Annotated in this window: 24 protein-coding genes and 1 pseudogene; 7 read left to right on the forward strand and 18 right to left on the reverse strand. The window is 40.7% G+C overall.

Features of this window, described 5'->3' with window-relative positions; all coding sequences use genetic code 11:
* Positions 1-227 precede the first annotated feature (227 nt).
* Positions 228-1,910, forward strand: coding sequence for a chaperonin GroEL (groL, locus tag VL20_RS02500; protein ID WP_052275504.1), 1,683 nt, complete (start codon positions 228-230; stop codon positions 1,908-1,910).
* A 190-nt stretch (positions 1,911-2,100) separates the two neighbouring features.
* Entirely contained in the window at positions 2,101-3,990 is a 1,890-nt protein-coding gene (locus tag VL20_RS02505; protein ID WP_052275505.1) for an ABC-F family ATP-binding cassette domain-containing protein, read from the forward strand.
* Positions 3,991-4,019: 29 nt separating this feature from the next.
* Here the strand turns inward: VL20_RS02505 and VL20_RS02510 are convergent, their stop codons facing one another.
* The 5 genes from VL20_RS02510 to VL20_RS02530 form a co-directional block, all read right to left on the reverse strand.
* The gene (locus VL20_RS02510; protein ID WP_002759849.1) at positions 4,020-4,487 is read right to left on the reverse strand and encodes a hypothetical protein; all 468 of its coding nucleotides are present in this window, start codon (positions 4,485-4,487) and stop codon (positions 4,020-4,022) included.
* Positions 4,488-4,754: 267 nt separating this feature from the next.
* A complete protein-coding gene (locus VL20_RS02515) occupies positions 4,755-4,946 on the reverse strand; it encodes a hypothetical protein (protein WP_002759850.1) in 192 nt (63 codons plus the stop codon).
* Between the two features lie 92 nt (positions 4,947-5,038).
* Positions 5,039-5,389, reverse strand: coding sequence for a hypothetical protein (locus tag VL20_RS02520; RefSeq protein WP_052275506.1), 351 nt, complete (start codon positions 5,387-5,389; stop codon positions 5,039-5,041).
* Positions 5,390-5,439: 50 nt separating this feature from the next.
* Positions 5,440-6,498 (reverse strand): RpnC/YadD family protein, encoded by a 1,059-nt coding sequence (locus VL20_RS02525; protein WP_052275507.1) that lies wholly within the window; start codon positions 6,496-6,498, stop codon positions 5,440-5,442.
* 151 nt (positions 6,499-6,649) lie between these two features.
* Complete coding sequence (locus tag VL20_RS02530; protein WP_284526152.1) at positions 6,650-8,668, reverse strand: calcium-binding protein; 2,019 nt, start codon at positions 8,666-8,668, stop codon at positions 6,650-6,652.
* A gap of 478 nt (positions 8,669-9,146) precedes the next feature.
* Here VL20_RS02530 and VL20_RS02535 point away from each other — a divergent pair, with 478 nt between their 5' ends.
* Positions 9,147-10,238 carry an ISAs1 family transposase gene (locus VL20_RS02535; RefSeq protein WP_128575369.1) on the forward strand — a complete coding sequence of 364 codons (1,092 nt, stop codon included), beginning with the start codon at positions 9,147-9,149 and terminating at the stop codon, positions 10,236-10,238.
* A 126-nt stretch (positions 10,239-10,364) separates the two neighbouring features.
* Here VL20_RS02535 and VL20_RS02540 read toward each other — a convergent pair whose 3' ends face one another.
* The 7 genes from VL20_RS02540 to VL20_RS02575 all read right to left on the reverse strand — a co-directional run bounded on the left by VL20_RS02540 (position 10,365) and on the right by VL20_RS02575 (position 16,961).
* Positions 10,365-12,848: a calcium-binding protein gene (locus VL20_RS02540; protein ID WP_128575125.1), complete on the reverse strand. Its 2,484-nt coding sequence runs from the start codon at positions 12,846-12,848 to the stop codon at positions 10,365-10,367.
* A gap of 131 nt (positions 12,849-12,979) precedes the next feature.
* The gene (locus tag VL20_RS02545; protein ID WP_052278359.1) at positions 12,980-13,504 is read right to left on the reverse strand and encodes a hypothetical protein; all 525 of its coding nucleotides are present in this window, start codon (positions 13,502-13,504) and stop codon (positions 12,980-12,982) included.
* A gap of 36 nt (positions 13,505-13,540) precedes the next feature.
* Complete coding sequence (locus tag VL20_RS02550) at positions 13,541-13,777, reverse strand: hypothetical protein (protein ID WP_052275508.1); 237 nt, start codon at positions 13,775-13,777, stop codon at positions 13,541-13,543.
* Positions 13,778-13,827: 50 nt separating this feature from the next.
* Positions 13,828-14,772, reverse strand: a complete 945-nt coding sequence (locus VL20_RS02555; RefSeq protein ID WP_052275509.1) for a DUF4351 domain-containing protein — start codon at positions 14,770-14,772, stop codon at positions 13,828-13,830.
* A gap of 321 nt (positions 14,773-15,093) precedes the next feature.
* A complete protein-coding gene (locus VL20_RS02565; protein ID WP_052278360.1) occupies positions 15,094-15,609 on the reverse strand; it encodes a hypothetical protein in 516 nt (171 codons plus the stop codon).
* Positions 15,610-15,645: 36 nt separating this feature from the next.
* Entirely contained in the window at positions 15,646-15,882 is a 237-nt protein-coding gene (locus tag VL20_RS02570; protein WP_052275508.1) for a hypothetical protein, read from the reverse strand.
* Between the two features lie 50 nt (positions 15,883-15,932).
* The gene (locus VL20_RS02575; RefSeq protein ID WP_052275511.1) at positions 15,933-16,961 is read right to left on the reverse strand and encodes a DUF4351 domain-containing protein; all 1,029 of its coding nucleotides are present in this window, start codon (positions 16,959-16,961) and stop codon (positions 15,933-15,935) included.
* Between the two features lie 379 nt (positions 16,962-17,340).
* Here VL20_RS02575 and VL20_RS02585 point away from each other — a divergent pair, with 379 nt between their 5' ends.
* Positions 17,341-17,553: a DUF2281 domain-containing protein gene (locus tag VL20_RS02585; protein ID WP_002738971.1), complete on the forward strand. Its 213-nt coding sequence runs from the start codon at positions 17,341-17,343 to the stop codon at positions 17,551-17,553.
* Positions 17,554-17,570: 17 nt separating this feature from the next.
* Positions 17,571-17,978, forward strand: coding sequence for a type II toxin-antitoxin system VapC family toxin (locus VL20_RS02590; RefSeq protein ID WP_283160206.1), 408 nt, complete (start codon positions 17,571-17,573; stop codon positions 17,976-17,978).
* Between the two features lie 150 nt (positions 17,979-18,128).
* Here VL20_RS02590 and VL20_RS02595 read toward each other — a convergent pair.
* Together VL20_RS02595 and VL20_RS02600 are read right to left on the reverse strand one after the other, a co-directional pair.
* Positions 18,129-18,452 (reverse strand): annotated as a pseudogene (locus VL20_RS02595) (DUF4351 domain-containing protein); the annotation flags it as partial.
* A gap of 13 nt (positions 18,453-18,465) precedes the next feature.
* Positions 18,466-19,452, reverse strand: a complete 987-nt coding sequence (locus tag VL20_RS02600; protein ID WP_052275513.1) for a DUF4351 domain-containing protein — start codon at positions 19,450-19,452, stop codon at positions 18,466-18,468.
* A 27-nt stretch (positions 19,453-19,479) separates the two neighbouring features.
* Here VL20_RS02600 and VL20_RS02605 point away from each other — a divergent pair, with 27 nt between their 5' ends.
* Positions 19,480-19,674 (forward strand): hypothetical protein, encoded by a 195-nt coding sequence (locus tag VL20_RS02605; protein WP_052275514.1) that lies wholly within the window; start codon positions 19,480-19,482, stop codon positions 19,672-19,674.
* A 238-nt stretch (positions 19,675-19,912) separates the two neighbouring features.
* On the opposite strand, the gene VL20_RS02610 is transcribed toward VL20_RS02605, so the two are convergent.
* Positions 19,913-21,340: a glycosyltransferase family 2 protein gene (locus VL20_RS02610; protein WP_052275515.1), complete on the reverse strand. Its 1,428-nt coding sequence runs from the start codon at positions 21,338-21,340 to the stop codon at positions 19,913-19,915.
* 211 nt (positions 21,341-21,551) lie between these two features.
* Between VL20_RS02610 and VL20_RS02615 the strand changes: the two genes are divergently transcribed.
* Positions 21,552-22,787: a bifunctional sterol desaturase/short chain dehydrogenase gene (locus tag VL20_RS02615; RefSeq protein ID WP_052275516.1), complete on the forward strand. Its 1,236-nt coding sequence runs from the start codon at positions 21,552-21,554 to the stop codon at positions 22,785-22,787.
* 10 nt (positions 22,788-22,797) lie between these two features.
* Here VL20_RS02615 and VL20_RS02620 read toward each other — a convergent pair whose 3' ends face one another.
* The 3 genes from VL20_RS02620 to VL20_RS02630 all read right to left on the reverse strand — a co-directional run bounded on the left by VL20_RS02620 (position 22,798) and on the right by VL20_RS02630 (position 24,921).
* Positions 22,798-23,742 carry an NAD(P)-dependent alcohol dehydrogenase gene (locus tag VL20_RS02620; RefSeq protein ID WP_052275517.1) on the reverse strand — a complete coding sequence of 315 codons (945 nt, stop codon included), beginning with the start codon at positions 23,740-23,742 and terminating at the stop codon, positions 22,798-22,800.
* A 2-nt stretch (positions 23,743-23,744) separates the two neighbouring features.
* Positions 23,745-24,131 carry a hypothetical protein gene (locus tag VL20_RS02625; protein WP_052275518.1) on the reverse strand — a complete coding sequence of 129 codons (387 nt, stop codon included), beginning with the start codon at positions 24,129-24,131 and terminating at the stop codon, positions 23,745-23,747.
* Between the two features lie 85 nt (positions 24,132-24,216).
* Positions 24,217-24,921: an acyl carrier protein gene (locus VL20_RS02630; RefSeq protein ID WP_052275519.1), complete on the reverse strand. Its 705-nt coding sequence runs from the start codon at positions 24,919-24,921 to the stop codon at positions 24,217-24,219.
* Positions 24,922-25,066 lie beyond the last annotated feature (145 nt).

Consider the following 25,066-nt stretch of genomic DNA (forward strand, 5'->3'; position numbering starts at 1 on the left):
AATTCGGTTAGCTTCCAGATGCTACAATAGTTATCATTGATTTTCTGCAATTATTCATAAATCTTGATAAATTTTTATTTTTTTAACTCAATTCAGTCTGCCGTAGGGACATAACATCGTTATCTCCTCAACATCGTTATCTCCTCAATGACCGCAGCCGCATCTTAGCACTCAGGCCCTAAGAGTGCTAAATTAACTATAAGGAGTCCTATCACAACAGCGATACCATGTCCAAAATCATTGCCTTCAAAGATGAATCCCGTCGCGCCCTAGAAAAAGGTGTCAACGCCTTGGCCGATGCGGTAAAAATCACCCTCGGTCCGAAAGGACGCAATGTCTTGTTAGAAAAGAAATACGGCGCCCCCCAGATCGTTAATGACGGCATCACCGTGGCCAAAGAAATCGAATTGTCCGATCCCCTCGAAAACACCGGGGCGAGATTAATTCAGGAAGTAGCGTCAAAAACCAAAGATTTAGCGGGCGATGGCACCACTACCGCCACCATCATCGCCCAGGCTTTAATTAAAGAAGGTCTGAAAAACGTTACCGCCGGGGCCAATCCCGTCGCCTTAAGACGCGGACTAGACAAAACCATCGCCTATCTAGTCGAAGAAATCGCCGCCGTCGCTAAACCGATCGCCGGAGATGCGATCGCTCAAGTGGCCACCGTTTCTTCCGGCAACGACGAAGAAGTGGGACAAATGATCGCCACCGCCATGGAAAAAGTCACCACCGATGGCGTAATCACCGTGGAAGAATCGAAATCCTTAACCACCGAATTAGAAGTAGTGGAAGGGATGCAGATCGATCGCGGTTATATCTCCCCCTATTTCATCACCGATCAGGAAAGACAGATCGTCGAGTACGACAACCCCCTGATCCTGATTACCGATAAAAAAATCAGTGCGATCGCTGAATTAGTCCCCGTCCTCGAAGCCGTTGCTCGTCAAGGTCGTCCCCTATTAATTATCGCCGAAGATGTGGACGGCGAAGCCTTAGCCACTCTAGTGGTCAACAAGGCCCGGGGTGTCTTAAATGTCGTCGCCATCAAGGCCCCCAGTTTCGGGGAACGTCGCAAGGCGGTTTTACAAGATATTGCCATCCTCACCGGTGGTCGTCTGATTTCCGAAGAAGTGGGCTTAAGTCTTGACACCGTTAGCCTCGATCTGCTAGGGCAAGCGGCAAAAATCACCCTAGAAAAAGACAATACAATTATTGTCGCCTCCGGGGACAGCCGCAATAAGGCCGATGTGCAGAAACGTCTCGCCCAACTGAAAAAACAGTTAGAAGAAACCGATTCCGAATTCGATAAGGAAAAATTACAGGAACGCATCGCTAAATTAGCCGGCGGTGTGGCCGTCATTAAGGTCGGGGCAGCCACAGAAACCGAACTCAAGGATCGCAAACTCCGCATCGAAGATGCCCTCAATGCCACCAAAGCCGCCGTGGAAGAAGGTATCGTCCCGGGCGGTGGTACAACCTTGATTCATCTGGCTTCTAAGGTGAAGGCTTTCAAAGCTTCTCTCACTAACGATGAGGAAAAAGTCGCCGCCGATATCGTCGCCAAAGCCCTAGAAGCACCCCTGCGTCAGTTAGCTAATAACGCCGGTGTGGAAGGGGATGTGATCGTGGAAGGTGTGCGCGAAACCGCTTTTAGCGTCGGTTACAATGTCCTCACCGGCAAGTACGAAGACTTAATCGCCGCCGGAATTATCGATCCGGCTAAAGTGGTACGGTCAGCCGTTCAAAACGCCGCTTCTATCGCCGGTATGGTCCTAACTACGGAAGCCCTCGTGGTCGAAAAACCCGTTAAAGAAGCCGCAGCCCCTGATATGGGCGGCATGGGCGGCATGGGTGGCATGGGTGGCATGGGTGGCATGGGTGGCATGGGCGGCATGGGTATGATGTAATTCCTGATGCCGTCTGGCCCTTGAAAATAATCTCATGCAATTGAGCCAATCTGTCCCTTTTCTGGTTATCGTCGGCATTAGGGACAGGTTTTTTTTCCTCGGGAAAAACTTTTTCAGCAGAACCTGCTTAATCTATCCTTTGCATTAGTCCAGACACTACACTAGAAAAGAAGGATTATTCCCAGAAATCATGACACTGCTGACGGTTCGATCGCTCAAAAAAGACTTCGGTATCAAGGAAATTCTCAAAGATGCGAGTTTTAGTCTCGATGATCGCGATAAAGTCGGCCTGATCGGTACGAATGGATCGGGAAAATCGACCCTATTGAAAATGATCGCCGGGTTAGAAGCGATCGATGGTGGCGAAATTCAAATCAATTCGGGGATGAAAATCGTCTATTTACCCCAGCAACCCGATCTAGACGACGATAAAACGGTTTTAGAGCAGGTTTTCGCCGATAGTGGCGAAAGCATGACTTTAATTAAGGAATACGAGGAATTGTCTGATCGCCTTGTCCATGAGCCAGAAAATCTGGATACTATTATGGAAAGTTTGTCAAGGGTTTCGCAACAAATTGATAAACTTGCCGCCTGGGATTTAGAAACTAATGCTAAAGTTATTTTAAGTAAACTGGGCATCGATAATTTTAATGCTCGCGTGGGAGATTTATCGGGGGGATATCGCAAAAGAATCGCCATCGCTACCGCACTTTTAGCCGATCCTGACTGTTTATTGATGGATGAACCCACCAACCATTTAGACGCGCTTTCCGTGGAGTGGTTACAGAGTTATTTGTCCCGTTTTCGGGGAGGATTATTATTAATTACTCACGATCGCTATTTTCTCGATCGAGTGACTAATCGCATCATTGAAATCGATCGGGGAGATTTATCTACTTATGCCGGTAATTATGCCTATTATCTAGAAAAAAAAGCTTTAGCGGAAGAATCGATCGCCAGTAGTCAACGCAAACACGCGGGAGTTTTACGACGGGAATTAGAATGGTTATCCCGGGGACCAAAAGCGCGCAGTACCAAACAAAAAGCGCGGATTGATCGCATTCAGGTAATGGGTAATAAGGAATTTAAACAGGTGGAGGGAAAAGTCGATATTGCCACCGCAGGAAGACGCATCGGCAAAAAAGTTATCGAAATAGAAAAGATATCGAAAGCTTACGGCGATCGCACTTTAATTAAAGATTTTACCTATATTTTTACCCCCGAAGATCGCATCGGTATTATTGGCAGTAACGGGGTAGGAAAATCTACTCTCATGGATATTATTACCGGGAAAATTCTCCCCGATTCAGGCACAGTTGACATCGGTTCCACTATTCATATTGGTTACTTCGATCAACAATCCGATGATCTCAATATCAACGAAAATCAAAGAGTGATCGAATATCTGAAAAGTGTGGCCGAATTAGTCAAAACCCTAGACGGTAGCGTGATTACCGCTTCCCAGATGTTAGAAAAATTTCTCTTTCCTCCCGATCAACAGTATGCACCAATTTATAAACTTTCTGGAGGAGAAAGACGACGCTTATTTTTACTACGAGTTTTGATGAGTGCGCCTAATGTTTTAATCCTAGATGAACCCACCAATGATCTCGATGTGCAGACTTTAGCAATTTTAGAAGAATATTTAGAGGACTTTAACGGTTGTGTGATCGTCGTTTCCCATGATCGCTATTTTCTCGATCGAGTAGTTGATACTATTTTTTCCTTTGAAACCGGGGGTAATATCCGTCAATATCCGGGTAATTATTCCCTTTATCTCGATCAGAAAAAAGAGGAGGAGGAACCAAAAGAAAAAAAAGTCACCCCAAAAACTGTTAAAGCTTCTCCGTCACCTGTCAATAAAAAAATCTCTTTTAAAGAGAAAAAAGAATACGAAGATATCGAAAAACAAATACCAATTTTAGAAGCAAAAAAAGCCGAAATTGAACAGGTACTTTATGGAGAACCCCTAGAAGATTTTACCAAAATAACCGCGCTGACCGAAGAATTAGCTCAATTGAGTCAAAAAATTGATACTTTAACCGATCGCTGGTTAGAATTAGCGGAAAAATTAGGCTAGGATAATCCCTATTTTCCCGATCGATTTAGTCAAAACTGAGTGATAATTTCTGGTGAATCATCCTCATCCATGACCAGATCTACCGACTCCACCCGCAAGAGGGCCAAATTATCGTTAACCACCCCTTGAAGATAGATTTCCCCCATCCCTTCACCCCCCAGATCGATCGAGCCGAAAACTTGACCGGTTTTGGTATTAAAATTAAACTGAAAATAATTAGCCGAGGAAATTCCCTGGCTGACATTATCGTATTTAGCGATCTCTTGACCACTGTTATCATAAAAAGATACTTGAAAATTTTCTAAAACTCGCATTTTTCCCGAACCTTTTTCCGAAAAGATAGTCGGGGCCGTTTTTTCATCATAACTAAAAGAACCTTTAGCTGTATAGCCTTGATTTCCCAACCATTGAAAATCGAGCGTCACTGCTAAAACCCCTTGGCTATTCATGTTAGCAACTAAAAGCCAAGCTAATAAAGTCAATATTATCTTTTTCATTAGTCGGTTATTTCATTTACAGCAGTTATCCTAATGGTGAGGTAGGAACAAAATCGGTAAAACCCCACACCCCACACCCTGCCACCAGGAAAAACCTTTTCAGCAGACCCTATTATAGCAAAGGGATTGCTACTTGCTTCCAATTAAGTAGGGAGGCACAATTATTTGTAGGATGGGTTAGCGGTAGCGTAACCCATGCGGGAGTTGGGTTTCATGCTTCAACCCAACCTACGTTCATCTTATATTTAATTCCACCCACCTACTTAGTCACTGATAACTGATAACTGAATAGAGTTTGTCAGCGAAACGTTTTTTTGTCTTAAAGTCCAGAAAACGGGTTTCTCCGAGAAACCCGTTTTCTAGGTTAACTTCGGGAAAAAAGAAGCATAAAAACGCTTCAAAATACTCGGTTAATGCTTCTTTCCAGGGTTCATCATAATTGGCGGTTGTTTGGTTCATCAATTAGGGTGATAGTTTTAATTGTTCTCCGCTTCTGGCTAAGAGTTTTAAGGTGAATGGGTGGACAATGCCTACCCTACGGCAAGATTTTCTTATTGGATTCTTGCCAAAGACTGCTTAAATTCTGCGAGAGAATTAGCAGTAGCTGCTAATTTTAGTAGCTCTTCTAAGATAGTAGGGTTAGTGATTTTGCCGATTATCTCTTCAATTTCTGAAGAAATCTGTCCAAAACGCACAGTTAAAACTGTTTTTATGGCATCACGGCTTTTTTGTAACGCTCCAATTTCCTTACCAATTTCCTTGCCTATTTCTTTACCAATTTCCTTACCGCGTTCTATTCCTCGTAACTCCATATTACTCATTAAAGGCATGGTTCTTTCCTCCTCAAATTGTTTGATTTTACTCTCTAAGCTTGACTGTAATTCAGGGGATAAAGTCATCATATTGTCGATGATTTCAAACAGTTTACTAAGTAAGGTAGGTATTACCCACCCTACTTATTTATGATGATACTAAAAGACTTCCTACACTCCTCAAAAGAATTTACTATAAGTGCGGCTTTTAACATCTCTTCTAAAACCGAAATAACTGAAGCATCATTGAGACATTGTCCAATATCTCCAGGGATATCGCCTAGTCGGTTTTCCAAAACTTTTTTCACAAAATCACGAGCATTTTCTAACGCTCCAATTTCTTTACCAATTTCCTTACCAATTTCCTTACCAATTTCCTTACCGATTTCCTTACCGCGTTCTATCCCTCGTAACTCCCCAATTTCCTCACCAATTTCTTTACCGCGTTCGATTCCTCGTAACTCCATATTACTCATTAAAGGCATGGTTCTTTCCTCCTCAAATTGTTTAATTTTACTCTCTAAGCTTGACTGTAATTCAGGGGATAAAGTCATCATATTGTCGATGATTTCAAACAGTTTAATTATCTGTTCTCTCTCGAACTCCTTTTCATATAATCCCCTGATTAACTTCCACTTCCACTGTTCCCGTTGTGGCAGCTTCCCAGTAGTCGCTTTTGTTTTCAGGTGTGCCATTACTATTATAGCAAAAGGATTGCTGCTTGCTTCTAGTTCTGACCATCTTTCCTCATAGTCCAGTAATTTAACCGTTGGGAATTTCAGACTCACTTCACAGCCGGCAATGGTATAATTATAGGAATCTGGTCGCCAATTTACTCGTTCATCCCCTAATATAGCGAGACTGATAACTGGTTTCTGATACAAATCAAAGGCCCGATAGTTATAAATATACATCCTCTGAGGGAAATTTTCTTCGTATTGACTTTGAATTTCAATATGAATCAAAATCCAGACTTCTTCACCACTCAGTAACCAGACTTTATAGAGTTTGTCAGCGAAACGTTTTTTTGTCTTTGCTGAAGCGGTAATCCGTTTAAGTTCTTTTTCTAGGGATTCGGGAATTTTTGTCCAATCAATCAATTGGTGAACTTCAGGAAAGAAGAAGCTTAAAAACGCTTCAAAATACTCGGTTAATGCTTCTTTCCAGGGTTCATCATAATTGGCGGTTGTTTGGTTCATTGCGAGATAAATTAGCACACTAAGTACGGAAGAACCGTAGCGTAACGCACCGATTTAATAATAGAGTTGGTGCGTTACGGCGGATTGTTAATTTTGGTTTTTTGACGGAATTGGTGGCCGCCTAACGCACCCTACAAGCTGTTTGGCTAGGTTAATTTATCAGTGTGAAATCAGCCGCTATCAGGGTAGGAACAGTCAACAAACTGGCAAATTCAGCACCACTTCCTAAGCCAGCAGCACTACCATTTTGATTGTAGTAGATACTGCCACTGCTGTTACTGTAAACGATAAAAGCACTGCTAGTGGCGACTAAATCATCGTCAGCGACGCTGGCAAATTCAGCCAGTTGACTGAAGCCATTGCCGATGCTACTTTGTAAGGCAGTAAAGATGGCTTTACTTAATACTATTTTATCGCTGCCGGGGGTGAAATCGCTGATGGCATCGATGCCTAAATTACTACTGTTGAAGATAAAGTTATCGCTACCATTACCACCGGTGAGTAAATCATCGCCAGAACCACCAATTAAGCTATCGTTTCCGTTTTGACCGGTTAATTGATCGTTGCCACCACCACCAGTTAGAGTATTATTAAGGCTATTCCCAGTTAGTCGGTCATTACCGCTATCGCTAATAATATTTTCGATGGTGTTATTTGCCGAAAAAGTTAATTTTAGATTATTGGTGACGGCGGTTTGGACAGTAGTAACACCTAAGTTAACTCTTACTGCGGTATTTGTCCCGGTAAAGTCGAGGGTATCGATACCACCAGTAGTAGTTTCTTGGATGGTATCGCTTCCTAATGGGGTTGAAGCATTGAAACAGTAAATATCGTTACCATTAGCACCAGCGAGGATATTGTTACCGCTATTTCCGGTGATTTTATTGTCACCAGCGTTACCTGTACCGTTAATATTATTACTGCCAATTAGTCTGAGGTTTTCGACATTATTGGGTAAGGTGCGAGTACTTGCGCTTTGTAGGGTGTCAGTAATAATTACTTGTCCAATTGCTTCGTCGGGATTGATGGTAGCATTAACCGCATTTGACAGGGTTACTGTAAAGGCTTCATCAGGTTCATTGAGGTTATCATTGAGGATGGGAATGCTAATAGTAGCAGTGGAAGTATTCGCCGCAATGGTGAGGGTTCCTGTCTGGCTAGTGTAATCTACATTGGCGGTAGCATCAATGGGTGCAGTGGTATAGTTGACAGTAATTTGTTGTGGATTGGGGTTATTGACAGTAACGGTGAGGATGGCATTACTATTTTGACCTTCCACCACGGTGATGTCGTTGATGGAGAGTTGCGAGGTGACAGTGCTATCATCATCGGTAATTGTTCCCGTGGCTGCGTTAGGAGTACCTACTGTATAACCGCTCCCAGAAGCAAGGGTTAAAATAACAGTTTCGTTGGGTTCAACTGTGGTGTCAGCAGTGGGGTCAACAGTTACGGTAGCAGTCGCTGAACCAGCAGCAAAGGTGACTGTATTGGTAGTCCCGGTACGAGTGTAGTCGGTATTAAGAGTCGCTGTCCCTCCGAGGGTGTAATTGACTGTCAAAGCATTTGTTGTTACACCAGTGCGGGTGAAGGTGTAAACCAGATTAGTTGTCCCGTCTTCGGTGACACTACTAGGAGAAACTGCTAGGGTGACACTGGTATCATCATTGGTAATTGTCCCTGTTACTGCGGTAGTTGTCCCTACTGTATAACCTGTCCCGGCAGCGAGGGTTAAAGCGACGGTTTCGTTACTTTCTACTGTGGTGTCAGCAGTGGGGTCAACGGTGACGGTAGCAGTGGTAGCATTAGCGGCGAAAGTGACTGTATTATTAGTCCCTGTACGAGTGTAATCTGTATTGAGAGTCGCTGTCCCTCCGAGGGTGTAATTGACTGTTAAAGCATTTGTTGTTACACCAGTACGGGTGAAGGTATAAACCAGATTTGTTGTACCATCTTCTGTCACACTGCTAGGAGCAACCGCAAGAGTGATACTAGGTAAATCATCATTGGTAATCGTCCCCGTCACTGGGGTGGTCGTACCTACTGTATAACCCGTCCCCGCAGCAAGAGTTAAAATAACAGTCTCATCACTTTCTACTGTTGTATCAGCAGTGGGGTCAACTGTTACGGTAGCAGTGGATGAACCAGCAGCAAAGGTGACACTGGTGGGAATAGAAGTGTAATCGGTTCCATTGGTTGCTGTCCCCCAACTGTATAGTTGACAGTTAAAGCATCAGTGGTTACTCCGGTACGGGTGAAGGTATAGACTAGATTTGTTGTCCCATCTTCTGTCACACTTGCGGGAGAAACTGCAAGGGTAATACTGGGAAGAGTCGGACTAGAACCATAGCTAAAATAACTAGCAGTTAGACTTAATGCTGTTTGATCAGTGATATAAGCAATCAGTTCATCTGGTTCGCTGCCTGGTTTGTTGATGTAGAGTTTAGTATTAGAACCAGAAACCGATAACAGATAGTTACTACTTGAACCCCGTAATTGAATTATATCGTTAGTGGTGTTAAAGTCAGCAATTGTCGCGTAGTCGTTATCACCGGGAAGGGTAGGGCTGTTTCATTCTCCCATCAGAATATCAAAAGTAAAAGCGATCACTATCAGGTAAAATGAGAAGTGACCGCCAACTTTTTAAATATATGTTGAGCTTAATAGAAAAACTAAAACAAGTCAAGGACTTTCGGAAAGGTAAAGGAAAAAGACACCCTTTATGGATAGTATTAGTAGTAATAATACTAGGAACAATGCTAGGATACTCAGGTTATAGAGAACTAGGAGAGTTTGCTAAAAATAATCGGCACAGGCTGAGTAAAGAATTTAACATAATTCCAGAAAGAGTCCCATCCTATTCAACAATTAGAAGGGTAATGATGGGAGTTGACTGGCAGAGTTTGTTAAAAATGTTTAATGAATGGGCATTACAAGAATATGGACAAAGAGATGATATAAATTGGCTAGGCATAGATGGAAAAAGTCTCAAAAACACCCTAAAGAATCCTAACAATGAACAACAAAATTTTATCATGTTTATCTCATTGTTTAGTCAAGAAAGTGGCTTGGTATTACACTTAAAAAGAATCGAAAACAAAAAAGGGTCTGAAATCGACGAAGGGCAAGCTATAATTGAGGATTGCTCTCTCCAAAATAAAGTTTTTACTGGGGATGCTTTACACTGTCAGAAGAAAACAATCAGCTTAATAGCCAAGACTAAAAATGACTATGTTATCACCGTTAAAGGAAATCAGAAAAATCTTTATCAGCGAATACAAGACCTGAGTAATTCCTCAAAGCCAGAAAGTTTTTTTCTTGAACAAGATAATAGTCATGGACGAAAAATATCAAGAAAAATAGAAGTTTTTAAAGTGAGGAAAAATGAAAGAAAAGGGTTTGAAAATCTGCGAAGAGTTATTAAAGTAGAAAGAAGGGGTAGTCGCGGGGATAAAACCTATGAAGAAACAGCTTACTATATCAGTAGCCTAACCGAATCCGCCGAAGTATTTGCTAAAATTATTCGAGGACACTGGAAAATAGAAAATCAGTTACATTGGGTAAAAGATGTAATTTTTGAGGAAGATAAAAGCGAAATTAGTGATTTTCAAGCGGCCAGCAATTGGTCAATTCTCACAACCATAGGATTGAATCTTTTCAGAGGTTTGGGTTTTCTCTCAATCACAGAGGGACAGAGGTGGTTAGCTGAACGTTGGGAAAAACTGATAGTTTTATCGACGTAAGAAGCAGAAAAATTAGCTAAATTAACAGGATGTACTCTCAGAAAATTTGAAGAGAGATAGGCTTTTAGTGGCTTGGGAACAAGCTTTATCAATTTATTCATAATAAATTTGGCAGAGGATTAAAGATTAGTTATTGTGACTAACTATTTTGATTAGAAAAAGATAAACTTGAGAATCTTCAGTCAAATTTATTGACTCAAAATTAGCTGTACTTAATTTAAATGAATCAACCCTACCGGGAAGGGTGCTGTTACCGTCATCATAAAAGGTCTTTGTTGTATCTGCAAGGATAAAGCGATCGTTTCCTGTTCCTCCTTCTAGATAATCTTGTTCTCCTATACCGCCATCTGTTCCTTGTAGGGTATCATTCCCACTACCACCAAAAAGCCGATCATTACCAGCACCCCCATTGAGGACATCATTCCCATCCTCTCCATAAATTTGGTCATCACCAGCATTACCTGAAATAGTATCGTTACCACTTCCACCTGAGAGAGCGCCCCAATATTCACTTGCTGTACCGCCAAAAATGACATCATTATACTCAGTTCCCTTAAACCCTTCAAAACTCTCAATCGAAGTAAAGGTATCAGTTTCCGTACCGACAGTAATTGTCCCACTCCCGGTAGCGGTGTCGTAGGTCATGGTTAAACCACTACTAGCATTACTGTAGTTAGCATTATAGCGATCACTACCACTACCACCATTGATCGTGTCATTACCTGCATCTTTGGTAAAGTAATCATCTCCTGTATCACCATTGAGGACATCATTCCCATTACCACCATAAAGTCCATCATTATCAGCACCACCATTGAGGACATCATTGCCATCCTCTCCGTTAATATCGTCATCACCAGCATTACCTGAAATAGTATCATTACCACTTCCACCTGAAAGATCATTCGAGTTTTCACCTGCTGTACCGCCAAAAATGACATCATTGTACTCAGTTCCCTTAAACCCGTTAAAACTCTCAATCGAAGTAAAGGTATCAGTTTCCGTACCGACAGTAATTGTCCCACTCCCAGTAGCGGTGTCGTAGGTCATGGTTAAACCACTACTAGCATTACTGTAGTTAGCATTATAGCGATCACTACCACTACCACCATTGATCGTGTCATTACCTGCATCGTTGGTAAAGTAATCATTTCCTGTATCACCATTGAGGACATCATTCCCATTACCACCATAAAGTCCATCATTATCAGCACCACCATTGAGGACATCATTGCCATCCTCTCCGTTAATATCGTCATCACCAGCATTACCTGAAATAGTATCATTACCACTTCCACCTGAAAGATCATTCGAGTTTTCACCTGCTGTACCGCCAAAAATGACATCATTGTACTCAGTTCCCTTAAACCCGTTAAAACTCTCAATCGAAGTAAAGGTATCAGTTTCCGTACCGACAGTAATTGTCCCACTCCCAGTAGCGGTGTCGTAGGTCATGGTTAAACCACTACTAGCATTACTGTAGTTAGCATTATAGCGATCACTACCACTACCACCATTGATCGTGTCATTACCTGCATCGTTGGTAAAGTAATCATTTCCTGTATCACCATTGAGGACATCATTCCCATTACCACCATAAAGTCCATCATTATCAGCACCACCATTGAGGACATCATTGCCATCCTCTCCGTTAATATCGTCATCACCAGCATTACCTGAAATAGTATCATTACCACTTCCACCTGAAAGATCATTCGAGTTTTCACCTGCTGTACCGCCAAAAATGACATCATTGTACTCAGTTCCCTTAAACCCGTTAAAACTCTCAATCGAAGTAAAGGTATCAGTTTCCGTACCGACAGTAATTGTCCCACTCCCAGTAGCGGTGTCGTAGGTCATGGTTAAACCACTACTAGCATTACTGTAGTTAGCATTATAGCGATCATTTCCACTACCACCATTGATCGTGTCATTACCCGCATCGTTGGTAAAGTAATCATTTCCATCCCCACCGTTAAGAGAGTCATTACCATTACCACCATAAATATTGTCATTTCCCCCCAAACCACTTAAAGTATCATTGCCATCTAACCCATAAATGTTGTCATCCCCAGAAGTTCCCGTAATATTATCATCCCCATTAGTCCCCGTAAAATTCGCCTGTTCTACTTGAATAATTTCCCCATTTACTATAATTGTTGTCTGGTCATTCTCTGCTCGTAAAGCGTCTAGGGTTGCCACATCCAGACTATTTCCCTGCACCAACTCCGCAAAAATTGCCCCCTCATCTCCGGCGCTATCCACCTGATTAACTTGAGCATCCACATAATGCCCAATTTCTTCTAAAATTACGTTAATTATCGCTGCTGACGAGGCCGTATTTAAAAAAGATGCTGATAGATAAATCTTATTGGTACTGCTGGAATATGCACCATTTGCTGTCCCCAAAACCTCATCACTAAGTACCTCAATCGGGGGAAGTTGACTAAAATTTCGGCTTTGCCACTGCTGTCGTAATTCTGTCGCTTTAACCACATCATAACTTGTGCCAAAAGCGGTTTCTAAATTCGCCCAAAAACCATCAGATTGAGCGAAATTAAACAAAACATCGTAAACAGCAGGAAGAATCGGCAACAGGGTGGAAGTCATGACATTAACAGCAAAAGTTTATTGATAAAAATTTTGGCACAACAAGCGCCAATTTTTCAAGGGGGATATAACAAAAATTTACAGAAAACGGGTTCCTTTGAGAAACCCGTTTTCTAGATATTAGGATAAGATTATTGGATTCTTGCCAAAGACTGCTTAAATTCTGCGAGAGAATTAGCGGTAGCTGCTAATTTTAGTAGCTCTTCTAAGATAGTAGGGTTAGTCATTTTGCCGATTATCTCTTCAATTTCTGAAGAAATCTGTCCAAACCGCACAGTTAAAACTGTTTTTATGTCATCGCGGCTTTTTTCTAACGCGCCAATTTCCTTACCAATTTCCTTACCAATTTCCTTACCGATTTCCCTACCGCGTTCTATTCCTCGTAACTCCCCAATTTCCTCACCAATTTTCCTTCCCCGTAACTCCATATTACTCATTAAAGGCATGGTTCTTTCCTCCTCAAATTGTTTGATTTTACTTTCTAAACTTGACTGTAATTTAGTTGATAGAGTCATCATTGTGTCGATGATTTCAAATAATTTAATTATTTGTTCCCTCTCGAACTCCTTTTCATATAATCCTCTGATTAACCTCCACTTCCACTGTTCCCGTTCTGGCAGCTTCCCAGTAGTCGCTTTTGTTTTCAGGTGTGCCATGGCGATTATAGCAAAGGGATTGCTACTTGTTTCCAATTAGTCACTGATAACTGATAACTGATAACTGATAACTGAATAGAGTTTGTCAGCAAAACGTTTTTTTGTCCTTGCTGAAGCGGTAATCCGTTTGAGTTCTTTTTCTAGGGATTCGGGAATTTTTGTCCAATCAATTAGTTGGTGAACTTCGGGAAAAAAGAAGTATAAAAATGCTTCAAAATACTCGGTTAATGCTTCTTTCCAGGGTTCATCATAATTGGCGGTTGTTTGTTTCATTATGACAATTTTAGTGGGTTGTTGTCAGAAGGCGATCGCTAACATAAGAACTAAGCAGTTAAAGTATTTAACCAATTGATTAAATCTTCAACCGTAGAGAAGTCGAATAAAGCTTCTCCTAATGCTTCGACATCATCAATACTTAACTGCATAATTTTAGTTTCCAATGCAGGATTAATCTCCCCTAACTTGCGTTTAAGTTGACGAAGAATCAATGTCTTTTCACGTTCAATACCCCGTTCAATACCTTGTTCGATACCTTGTTCGATACCTTGACGCATCCAACTGGTGGTAATTTGCATAACTCCCTCCTGTACGGGTTGACTAAATGTGCTAATCTCTTCTTGAAATTGTATCTCTTCCACCGGATTTAGATTGAGATAAGTATCAATAAATCCAGAAATTAATTGCATTTTCGCTGGATTTAACCTTAAAGTAATTAACAAGCGCAGACATTCCGCTTTTACCTTAGCTCGCTCTTTCTCGGCAATGTTCATCTTAGCCATCAAAGCCGAAGCAACCGGATTCTGCTGATTGAGAAAATCTCGCCAATTTAATCGATTTAACTGCACTACCTGATAGTTAAATTCTAACACCTTAAAATCGGTAAAATCGACTACATACTGACTAATTGCTTCTTTTTTGGGCTGGGAGTAAGAAAAAATTACAATCGGATAAATCGGTAAGACAAATTTCTCATGAAAGCGAGCAAAATAAGTAAACATTCGCCGATTAAACCATTTTCGAGAACTTTCCTGCGCCTCGACATGAATCAGAAAGAAAGATTCTTTTCCGCGAAACTTAACTTGTGCTACTAAATCGCTTTCATACCTTTCTCCTTCCGTGACATCGGTAAATACTTCTTTGTCTAAAAAAGTAATCGATTCCCTATCTAAATAATCGATCAATTGAGGAAAAAATAACTCAATAAATTCGACAAAAAAGGTGGAGATTAACTCCTTAAATAAGCGGTCATGGTCAATATTATTAGTCATGTAATGTCATCTCAACTAATCTGAGCGATGAATGACTACTCTTATCTATTGTATTCTGAAAAGTCGGTTTTGGCAACGGATTGTTATGACCTCACCCCCTTAACCGACAGCGATTGTCAAATTCGCCCAAAAACCATCAGATTGAGCAAAATCGAACAAACTATCGTAAACAGCAGGAAAAATCGGCAACAGGGGAGAAGTCATGACATTAACTGCAAAAGTTTATTGCTAACAGTTTTAGCCCAACAATCCCTAATTTTTCAAGGGTGCTATCACAAAAATTAACATTTATTACAAGAAAACGGGTTTCTCAAAGAAGTTCTAGGATTGGATTTTAGCCAAAGACTGCTTAAATTCTGCGAGAGAATGAGCAGTAGCTGCTAATTTTAGTAGCTCTTCTAAGATAGTAGGGTTAGTCATTTTGCCGATTATCTCTTCAATTTCTGAAGAAATCTGTCCAAACCGCACAGTTAAAACTGTTTTTATGTCATCGCGGCTTTTTTCTAACGCGCCAATTTCCTTACCAATTTCCTTACCGATTTCCCTACCGCGTTCTATTCCTCGTAACTCCCCAATTTCCTCACCAATTTTCCTTCCCCGTAACTCCATATTACTCATTAAAGGCATGGTTCTTTCCTCCTCAAATTGTTTGATTTTACTTTCTAAACTTGACTGTAATTTAGTTGATAGAGTCATCATTGTGTCGATGATTTCAAATAATTTAATTATTTGTTCCCTCTCGAACTCCTTTTCATATAATCCTCTGATTAACCTCCACTTCCACTGTTCCCGTTCTGGCAGCTTCCCAGTAGTCGCTTTTGTTTTCAGGTGTGCCATGGCGATTATAGCAAAGGGATTGCTACTTGTTTCCAATTAGTCACTGATAACTGATAACTGATAACTGATAACTGAATAGAGTTTGTCAGCAAAACGTTTTTTTGTCCTTGCTGAAGCGGTAATCCGTTTGAGTTCTTTTTCTAGGGATTCGGGAATTTTTGTCCAATCAATTAGTTGGTGAACTTCGGGAAAAAAGAAGTATAAAAATGCTTCAAAATACTCGGTTAATGCTTCTTTCCAGGGTTCATCATAATTGGCGGTTGTTTGTTTCATTATGACAATTTTAGTGGGTTGTTGTCAGAAGGCGATCGCTAACATAAGAACTAAGCAGTTAAAGTATTTAACCAATTGATTAAATCTTCAACCGTAGAGAAGTCGAATAAAGCTTCTCCTAATACTTCGACATCATCAATACTTAACTCCATAATTTTAGTTTCTAATGAAGAATTAATCTCCCCTAACTTGCGTTTAAGTTGACGAAGAATCAATGTCTTTTCCCGTTCAATACCTTGTTCGATACCTTGTTCGATACCCCGTTCAATACCTTGTTCGATACCCCGTTCGATACCTTGTTCAATACCTTGTTCGATACCCCGTTCGATACCTTGTTCAATACCTAGTTCAATACCTTGACGCATCCAACTGGTGGTAATTTGCATAACTCCCTCCTGTACAGGTTCACTAAATGTGCTAATCTCTTCTTGAAATTGTATCTCTTCCACCGGATTTAGATTGAGATAAGTATCAATAAATCCAGAAATTAATTGCATTTTCGCTGGATTTAACCTTAAAGTAATTAACAAGCGCAGACATTCCGCTTTTACCTTAGCTCGCTCTTTCTCGGCAATGTTCATCTTAGCCATCAAAGCCGAAGCAACCGGATTCTGCTGATTGAGAAAATCTCGCCAATTTAATCGATTTAACTGCACTACCTGATAGTTAAATTCTAACACCTTAAAATCGGTAAAATCGACTACATACTGACTAATTGCTTCTTTTTTGGGCTGGGAGTAAGAAAAAATTACAATCGGATAAATCGGTAAGACAAATTTCTCATGAAAGCGAGCAAAATAAGTAAACATTCGCCGATTAAACCATTTTCGAGAACTTTCCTGCGCCTCGACATGAATCAGAAAGAAAGATTCTTTTCCGCGAAACTTAACTTGTGCTACTAAATCGCTTTCATACCTTTCTCCTTCCGTGACATCAGTAAATACTTCTTTGTCTAAAAAAGTAATCGAGTCCCTATCTAAATAATCCATCAATTGAGGAAAAAATAACTCGATAAATTCGACAAAAAAGGTGGAGATTAACTCCTTAAATAAGCGGTCATGGTCAATATTATTAGTCATGTAATGTCATCTCAACTAATCTGAGCGATGAATGACTACTCTTATCTATTGTATTCTGAAAAGTCGGTTTTGGCAACGGATTGTTATGACCTCACCCCCTTAACCGACAGCGATTGTCAAATTCGCCCAAAAACCATCAGATTGAGCAAAATCGAACAAACTATCGTAAACAGCAGGAAAAATCGGCAACAGGGGAGAAGTCATGACATTAACTGCAAAAGTTTATTGCTAACAGTTTTAGCCCAACAATCCCTAATTTTTCAAGGGTGCTATCACAAAAATTAACATTTATTACAAGAAAACGGGTTTCTCGTAATGTTCACTACCCGATGAAATTGCTATGGTAAAATGTCCATAATAGACAAGAGAGAATTTACTTATGAGTGTAGCCGACGAAATTTACAAAATCGTGAAATCAATGCCTGAAGATCGAGCGAATAAAATTTTGGATTTTGCAAAGTTTTTGCAAGCTAAACCAGAGTTAGAAGATAAGCCATTAGATTTCCGCGATGCGGCGGGATTGGGGCAAGAAATGTGGCAATCAATTGATGTAGATGCTTATATTCAGCAGGAGCGATCATCATGGGAATAGTTTTATAACCGGGAAATATTGTATTTTTAGATACGGCTCCTTTTATTTACTTTTTCGAGCAACATCCCATCTTTTTTCCTTATATGGAAAAGTTATTTTATGATGTCTCCATTTATCAGGTTAAGGTTATCACTTCGATGATCACTTTTATCGAAATTGTTACCCATCCAGCAAGGATAGGTAATCAGGAGTTGGTAGAACAATACCGGACATATTTCACCCGTTCGAGCCAAATTACTCTGTTACCAATCGATTTATCTATTGCTAATGAGGCGATCGCTCTTCGTACCCAATACACTCTCAAAACACCCGATGCGATTCAACTGGGAACAGCGATCGCATATTCAGCAACCTACATTATCACTAATGATAGGCAATGGAAACAGTTAGCTCATCAAAATGTATTGCTAGTAGATGAAATGTAGCGAATCAGTTCTGGAAATGAATGATTTTACCTCTCCCCCTAACCCCATCTCCTCGTAGGAGAGGGGGAATTGCGACTCCTGCGAGGAGATGGGGAAATACACTGATAACTGTTAACTGTTAACTGAAATTCATACCTGAAAATGACAATTTTACAGGGTAATTAAAGTATTTAACCAATTGATTAAATCTTCAACCGTAGAGAAATCGAATAAAGCTTCTCCTAATACTTCGACATCATCAATACTTAACTCCATAATTTTAGTTTCTAATGAAGAATTAATCTCCCCTAACTTGCGTTTAAGTTGACGAAGAATCAATGTCTTTTCCCGTTCGATACCTTGTTCGATACCTTGTTCGATACCTTGTTCAATACCTTGTTCAATACCCCGTTCGATACCCCGTTCGATACCTTGTTCAATACCTAGTTCAATACCTTGACGCATCCAACTGGTGGTAATTTGCATAACTCCCTCGAAATTACAAGCATTATAAAGTATTTAACCAATTGATTAAATCTTCAACCGTAGAGAAATCGAATAAAGCTTCTGCTAATGCTTCGACATCATCAATACTTAACTCCATAATTTTAGTTTCTAATGAAGAATTAATCTCCCCTAACTTGCGTTTAAGTTGACGAAGAATCAATGTCTTTTCCCGTTCGATACCGCGTTCGATACCTTGTTCGATACCTTGTTCGATACCGCGTTCAATACCTTGTTCGATACCGCGTTCAATACCTAGTTCAATACCTTGACGCATCCAACTGGTGGTAATTTGCATAACTCCCTCCTGTACGGGTTGACTAAATGTGCTAATCTCTTCTTGAAATTGTCTCTCTTCCACCGGATTTAGATTGAGATAAGTATCAATAAATCCAGAAATTAATTGCATTCTCGCCGCATCTAACCTTAAAGTGATTAACAAGCGCAGACATTCCGCTTTTACCTTGGCTCGCTCTTTCTCGGCAATGTTCATCTTCGCCATCAAAGCTGAAGCAACTGGATTCGGTTGATTGAGAAAATCTCGCCAATTTAATCGATTTAACTGCACTACTTGATAGTTAAATTCTAATACCTTAAAATCGGGAAAATCAACCACATACTGACTAATCGCTTCTCTTTTTGGCTTTGAATAAGAAAAAATTACAATCGGATAAATCGGGAGGACAAATTTCTCATGAAAGCGAGCAAAATAAGTAAACATTCGCCGGTTAAACCACTTTCGAGAACTTTCCTGCGCCTCTACATGAATCAGAAAAAAAGATTCTTTTCCTCGAAACTTAACCTGTGCTACTAAATCGCTTTCATACCTTTCTCCTTCCGTGACATCGGTAAATACTTCTTTGTCTAAAAAAGTAATCGATTCCCTATCTAAATAATCGATCAATTGAGGAAAAAATAACTCAATAAATTCGACAAAAAAGGTGGAGATTAACTCCTTAAATAAGCGGTCATGGTCAATATTATTAGTCATGTAATGTCATCTTAACTAATCTGAGCGATGAATGACTACTCGTCCCTATTGTATTCTGAAAAGTCGGTTTTGGCAACGGATTATTATGACCTTACCCCCTTAACCTACGAGGAGAGGGGGATGCTTCCCGCAAAAAACCCCACAGAAAACGGGTTTCTTGAAGAAACCCGTTTTCTCGATAAGAAATTAATTACATTTTCGCTAGATTTAACCTTAAAGTGATTAACAAGCGCAGACATTCCACTAACCGATCACAAAAAAAAACTGGAGCGAGCGCTTTTCGCCACCCCAGTGCTGTCACGGAATTCAATTCTGTATCTAAATTAACACATTATTGGCAGCAAGCATGATTAAGGAAATTGGAAATTTTTCCCAAAGGGGTTTCCAAAGGCTGTTACCTTGACTGACAGGGGATTTCGAGCCTGATAAAGCCAAAGTTTTGGGAGTCTATCCTCGAAAATTAAACTTCGGCGCTGAGATGTTCCCCCAGATGAACGGTTTTCACCCATTTTAAACGTTTAGGACGCAAAGCCATCCGTAGGCTGACACTGGGAATAATAATAAACCAGTGCATCATATAAATCATGCCGCGAATGGTTTGAGCCAGGATGTCCAAACCGAGAGCAAAAGTGAATTTTTTACCCGTATTGACTCGGATTAATCCTGTCACCATCCCCCAGAGAGAAAGGGAAAGAGCCAAACCAGTTAAAGGCGTTAAAATCGGGGCTTGATGCTGGGTAATTGTGATTAAAAGATCGGGAATAGCGGCCGCAGGTAAGATATATTGAACGAGCAAAAAAGCAATTAAATCAAACTTTTTCGGCCAAGGCATGGGAGACTTTAAAATTGCTTTCCAATAGTCGAGATAACGCTGAAAACCACCCTCGGCCCAACGATTGCGCTGATGCCATAAAGCGATCGCAGTTGTCACCCCTTCTTCCGCTACTGCGGGAAAATTTAAGACATTAATTTTCCAATTATCAATATGGAGACGAATAGTTAAATCAAGATCGTCGGTGATCGTTTGTTCATTCCAACCCCCGCAACGATTTAAGGCACTACGACGGACAAATTGACCATTTCCGCGCAATTCTCCGATCCCTCCCACTGCGATCCGTTGCTGTTGGAAACAGCTATCAAAGATCATTTCTACCGCTTGTCCTTTGGTCCAGAAGTTTTCGGCAGCATTGGCGATCGCTTTTCGCACCTGTACCGCACCCACTTCTCGATCGTCGAACATTGGGACCACATGACGCAGTAAATCGGAGGATAATCCCGCATCCGCATCGAATACGCCGATAATTTCCCCGTTAGTCAGGGATAAAACCTGATTCAAGGCGCCAGATTTGCCACCTCCGGCATTAGCAGGACGATGGAGAATTTTTAATTGGGGATATTCTAAAGCAAGGCGATCAAGAATTGCACCGGTGTTATCGGTACTATAGTCATCGACGATCCAAACTTCTAACTTATCTTGGGGATAGTCTAGATGACAGAGATAATTAACCAGCTTCGTGATTACAGTTTCTTCATTTTTGGCCGCTACTAAGAGGGACACCCTGGGGACAGAGGCTAAATCCCAATCTGGCAAAGGAATTGGCGGCGTTTCTGGTTTCGTGAACAGCAGCCGCAAAGCTTGCCCCGATAGTACCATAGTTAAGGCGATAATTGCCCAATAACCCCAACTCAGCCAATGAAGTCCGATAATTATTGTCCAGATCGCCATGAGGCTAAAAGCCGCTTTCTGTCTGCGTCCCGATCGGCCTTGAAAAATTTCGCTCCTAAATTCCTCCTCCTCATCTTCGGGATCGGACCAGTCAGATAGGAGGGAACCAATCGGGTCTAATTCTTCGTTATCATCCTCTCGCGACCAATAATTTTCTGCCATAATCGACTCAGGTTAAGTAACTGTTCAAATAGAAGCTTATTTCTTGCTTTATCTTACCGAAAATTGTTAAAATTTTTAACGGAATCTTAAGTTTTTTCGGTAAAGAAACCCCAGTTTTTCAGGCTATTGGTTCCTTTTACCCGATAAATGCGCTTTTTCGGCTAAGATTGCTTTGTTTACATTCGTTGAGAAAATTTAACATTTATCCCCTATGTCAAACCTGCTCCTCTGTGTCGGACTGATTTGTGGCTCAATTATTTGGGTGGAGATCGTGCGTGATTGCTATCATGCTCTGGCCCACCATTGGCAGCCCCTTTATCGTCTGCACGTCTGGCATCATCGGGTTTTTCGTCCCGATCTGTCGGTAATGAGCGAGGAAATTTATCGTCGGGCGCACTGGTACAATGATGTACCGGAGGCCTTGGTGATGTTGGCTGCCAGTGTTTTACCGGTACTACTGGCCTACTCTTGGGGGTTCGATCGCCCTTGGTTGGGTTGGTTAGGTTCCCTTTATACTTTGGCTTTTCTCAGTACGGCGATCGGTCGAGGTTTAGGTATCGCCAATCTGGAGGAATTAACCGATTTAACCCATCGTCCGGGGGAATTTGAGAGTTTTCCCGCTCAATGGCGCGTTAATCGTACCTACCACTGGCGACACCATTTTGATAACCAAAAGGCTTATTATTGTGGCACTTTCACCTTTATGGATAAATTGATGGGGACGGCACTTTCTCTCAAGGGTAAAACGATCGCCATTACCGGAGCGAATGGAACTTTAGGGCGATCGCTGTTAAAGTACCTACAACTGAAGGGAGCCAAGGTGATCGCGCTCACTTCTGGGGAGAATGCGATCGCTCTTGAAATTAACGGCGAATCAGTACCCGTAAAAACCGTGAAATGGCAAATCGGCGAAGAAACGCAACTTGAGAACCTATTTAAGTCTGTAGATATACTGATTTTAAATCATGGCGTTAATGTCCACGGCCAAAGAACCCCAGAAGCGATCGAATTAGCCTACGAAGTGAATACTTTTTCCGTCTGGCGTTTAATGGAATTATTCTTCAAAACTGTCCGCACTAACGAGCAAATTGCCCGCAAGGAAGTCTGGGTGAATACCTCGGAAGCGGAGGTTAATCCTGCCTTTAGTCCCCTCTACGAACTCAGTAAACGAGCGATCGGTGATATGATTACCCTGCGTCGTTTAGATGCTCCCTGTGTGGTGAGAAAGCTAATTCTTGGCCCTTTTAAGAGTAATTTAAATCCTGTGGGTATTATGTCGGCCGATTGGGTGGCTAAACAGATTATCAAGGCGGTACAGAGGGATAGCCGCAATATTATTATTACTATTAATCCCTTGACTTTTATCACCTTCCCAATTAAAGAATTCTCTGTTTCTACCTACTTAAAACTATTTACTCGTTCCCCAAAAAATCGGGAAAATCCCTAACTATTTATCCTTAATCGGGGATTAAGACTATTTTTCCGCGCACTCTTTCCGATTCACTATAATTATGAGCTGCTGCCACCTGGGAAAAAGTATAGGTGCGATCGATTCTAACAGTTAATTTACCCGATTCGATCGCTTCTTTGAGAAATTGCCAGTCAGACGCTTGTGCTTGAGCAAAAAATATCAGTTTCCCTTTTTGGGGCAACCAAGCACCGAGATAATTTAAGAGGATAATTCCTGGATTTGGGAGGGTGGTTATATAGGTCCCTTGGGGTTTTAAAAGCTGACGACAGTGCCAAAAAGAAGACTTAGCCACAGCATCGAAGATTATATCATATTTCTGCTCAGTTTTTCTCCAATCTTCTTGGGTATAATCGATAACTTTATCTGCTCCTAAAGAGGTGACATAATCGATATTTTTACTACTACAAACTCCATCTACTTCCGCAGAGAAAATTTTCCCTATCTGCACAGCAAAGCTACCCACTCCTCCCGATGCACCATTAACTAAAATCCGATTTCCTGCTTTAATATTGCCAAAATCTCGCAAGACTTGCAAAGCGGTAGAAGCAGCTAAAGGGGTGGCAGCAGCTTCAATAAAGCTCTGATTAGGCGGTTTTTTAACTAATAGGGAAGCGGGAATAATTGCATATTCAGCATAGGTTCTACCGGGTAATTTATTGACAAAACCAAAAACCTCATCTCCGATCTGGAATTGTTCCACCTGACTGCCTTTTTCAACGATAATTCCACTATAATCAAAACCTAATTGCAGGGGAAATTTATTACCTGTGGCTATTTTGAGCATTCCCCGACGAATCTTCCAATCAATCGGATTAATTCCCGCTGCCATAATCTTAATTAAGACTTCTTTCCCTTGGGGAATTGGCTTTTCTATTTCGGTGTATTGGAGAACATTACTATCGCCATAGCGATTGATGATAATAGCTTTCATAATTAAGAAAAAAGTTGGTAAAATAGTAAAGGAGCAAAAGTAATGACCAAGAGAACAAAAATCCAAACTCGTCCCGCTAAAAGATTATAATCTTGCCCTAATCTTGACCAAGAATGACCAGCGATAAAATGACCGAACAGAAACTCAAACCCCACTGTTAATACTAACCAAATTAAACCGATAGTAATTGCTTGACCGGAGGATTCTAGACCCCAAAAATAGACAAGAGTGCCAATATAAAGACTAAAAAAGAGGATTCCTGTCAGGGTAGAAATTTGATGGGCGCGCAGTTCATCGAGATATTTTCCGTAGGTGGTTTCTCGGAGGATACCGTTACTAACTCCTATTACGATCATCGGTAGCCATGCGACAATGTAGCGACTAATCATAAGTTGTTGGTTTAGAACTCGCTCTAATTGGATTATAGCTATATTTGGCTGATAACTTGAGATATTTTCGTAAAAATTAATATTGTTACTTGCCTAAATTTTCAGCCAGATAATCAACTAGCTTTTTCACTGTTGTAAATTCTTGGCATTTTTCTTCTGAAAGTTCTAGATCAAATTCTTCTTCTAAAGTCATGATTAATTCAACTGTATCAAGTTCATCTCCTCCCCAATTTGAGACTAATAAACCATTACTACAAGAACCATAAGAACTATAAAAGCTAGAAGAACTATAACTACTGAGGGTTTCCTTAGATTTTAAATAAAATAGTTCATCATCAATATGTATCTCAGACTTTTCCACATCTAATTGATCACTAATTATCTCTTGAACTTTGATAAAAATTGCCAGTTTTCGTTCATTGTCTTGTGACGTTATTTTCTCGGTATCATCATTGTTTTTATCGTTAATAACAGCATTAGCTTTTTGTTCTGCTATTTTAATAGCTTTCTCTTCATTGATTCTCCTTGATTCCAATAGACTGGATTGACTGAAAAATAACTGATATCTCATAACTTCAATTCTAGAATTAATTAAGTTTCGTATTATATGAAATTCTACTTTATGACCACTTTCCTTGTAAATTCTTGTGGCTAAATCCCAAACAATCTGATCGCGGTTTGCTTCTAGCTGGTTTAATTTTTCTTCACTCAGAGATACCATATCATCCAAATACTGATTGATCATCATTGCCAGAATTTGCATCTCATAATTTTTGCTATCTTCATTCATTCGACTAGATCCTCTGCTGCAAAAAATCTCAACCATATTGTATCTTAAGATAAATACTTTTATAAAAAATCTAGGGGTGCATCTCACATTTGCAGAAATACCGACAATCAGCAATTATCGGTGACTCTTAGATGATTACAAATGT

The organism is Microcystis panniformis FACHB-1757 (genome assembly GCF_001264245.1).
GTDB lineage: Bacteria > Cyanobacteriota > Cyanobacteriia > Cyanobacteriales > Microcystaceae > Microcystis > Microcystis panniformis.

Coding starts and splice junctions, on each gene's coding strand:
- groL (WP_052275504.1), top strand. CDS start 228: ATGTCCAAAATCATTGCCTTCAAAGATGAATCCCGTCGCGCCCTAGAA.
- VL20_RS02505 (WP_052275505.1), top strand. CDS start 2,101: ATGACACTGCTGACGGTTCGATCGCTCAAAAAAGACTTCGGTATCAAG.
- VL20_RS02510 (WP_002759849.1), bottom strand. CDS start 4,487: ATGAAAAAGATAATATTGACTTTATTAGCTTGGCTTTTAGTTGCTAAC.
- VL20_RS02515 (WP_002759850.1), bottom strand. CDS start 4,946: ATGAACCAAACAACCGCCAATTATGATGAACCCTGGAAAGAAGCATTA.
- VL20_RS02520 (WP_052275506.1), bottom strand. CDS start 5,389: ATGATGACTTTATCCCCTGAATTACAGTCAAGCTTAGAGAGTAAAATC.
- VL20_RS02525 (WP_052275507.1), bottom strand. CDS start 6,498: ATGAACCAAACAACCGCCAATTATGATGAACCCTGGAAAGAAGCATTA.
- VL20_RS02535 (WP_128575369.1), top strand. CDS start 9,147: ATGTTGAGCTTAATAGAAAAACTAAAACAAGTCAAGGACTTTCGGAAA.
- VL20_RS02540 (WP_128575125.1), bottom strand. CDS start 12,848: ATGACTTCCACCCTGTTGCCGATTCTTCCTGCTGTTTACGATGTTTTG.
- VL20_RS02545 (WP_052278359.1), bottom strand. CDS start 13,504: ATGGCACACCTGAAAACAAAAGCGACTACTGGGAAGCTGCCAGAACGG.
- VL20_RS02550 (WP_052275508.1), bottom strand. CDS start 13,777: ATGAAACAAACAACCGCCAATTATGATGAACCCTGGAAAGAAGCATTA.
- VL20_RS02555 (WP_052275509.1), bottom strand. CDS start 14,772: ATGACTAATAATATTGACCATGACCGCTTATTTAAGGAGTTAATCTCC.
- VL20_RS02565 (WP_052278360.1), bottom strand. CDS start 15,609: ATGGCACACCTGAAAACAAAAGCGACTACTGGGAAGCTGCCAGAACGG.
- VL20_RS02570 (WP_052275508.1), bottom strand. CDS start 15,882: ATGAAACAAACAACCGCCAATTATGATGAACCCTGGAAAGAAGCATTA.
- VL20_RS02575 (WP_052275511.1), bottom strand. CDS start 16,961: ATGACTAATAATATTGACCATGACCGCTTATTTAAGGAGTTAATCTCC.
- VL20_RS02585 (WP_002738971.1), top strand. CDS start 17,341: ATGAGTGTAGCCGACGAAATTTACAAAATCGTGAAATCAATGCCTGAA.
- VL20_RS02600 (WP_052275513.1), bottom strand. CDS start 19,452: ATGACTAATAATATTGACCATGACCGCTTATTTAAGGAGTTAATCTCC.
- VL20_RS02605 (WP_052275514.1), top strand. CDS start 19,480: ATGAATGACTACTCGTCCCTATTGTATTCTGAAAAGTCGGTTTTGGCA.
- VL20_RS02610 (WP_052275515.1), bottom strand. CDS start 21,340: ATGGCAGAAAATTATTGGTCGCGAGAGGATGATAACGAAGAATTAGAC.
- VL20_RS02615 (WP_052275516.1), top strand. CDS start 21,552: ATGTCAAACCTGCTCCTCTGTGTCGGACTGATTTGTGGCTCAATTATT.
- VL20_RS02620 (WP_052275517.1), bottom strand. CDS start 23,742: ATGAAAGCTATTATCATCAATCGCTATGGCGATAGTAATGTTCTCCAA.
- VL20_RS02625 (WP_052275518.1), bottom strand. CDS start 24,131: ATGATTAGTCGCTACATTGTCGCATGGCTACCGATGATCGTAATAGGA.
- VL20_RS02630 (WP_052275519.1), bottom strand. CDS start 24,921: ATGAATGAAGATAGCAAAAATTATGAGATGCAAATTCTGGCAATGATG.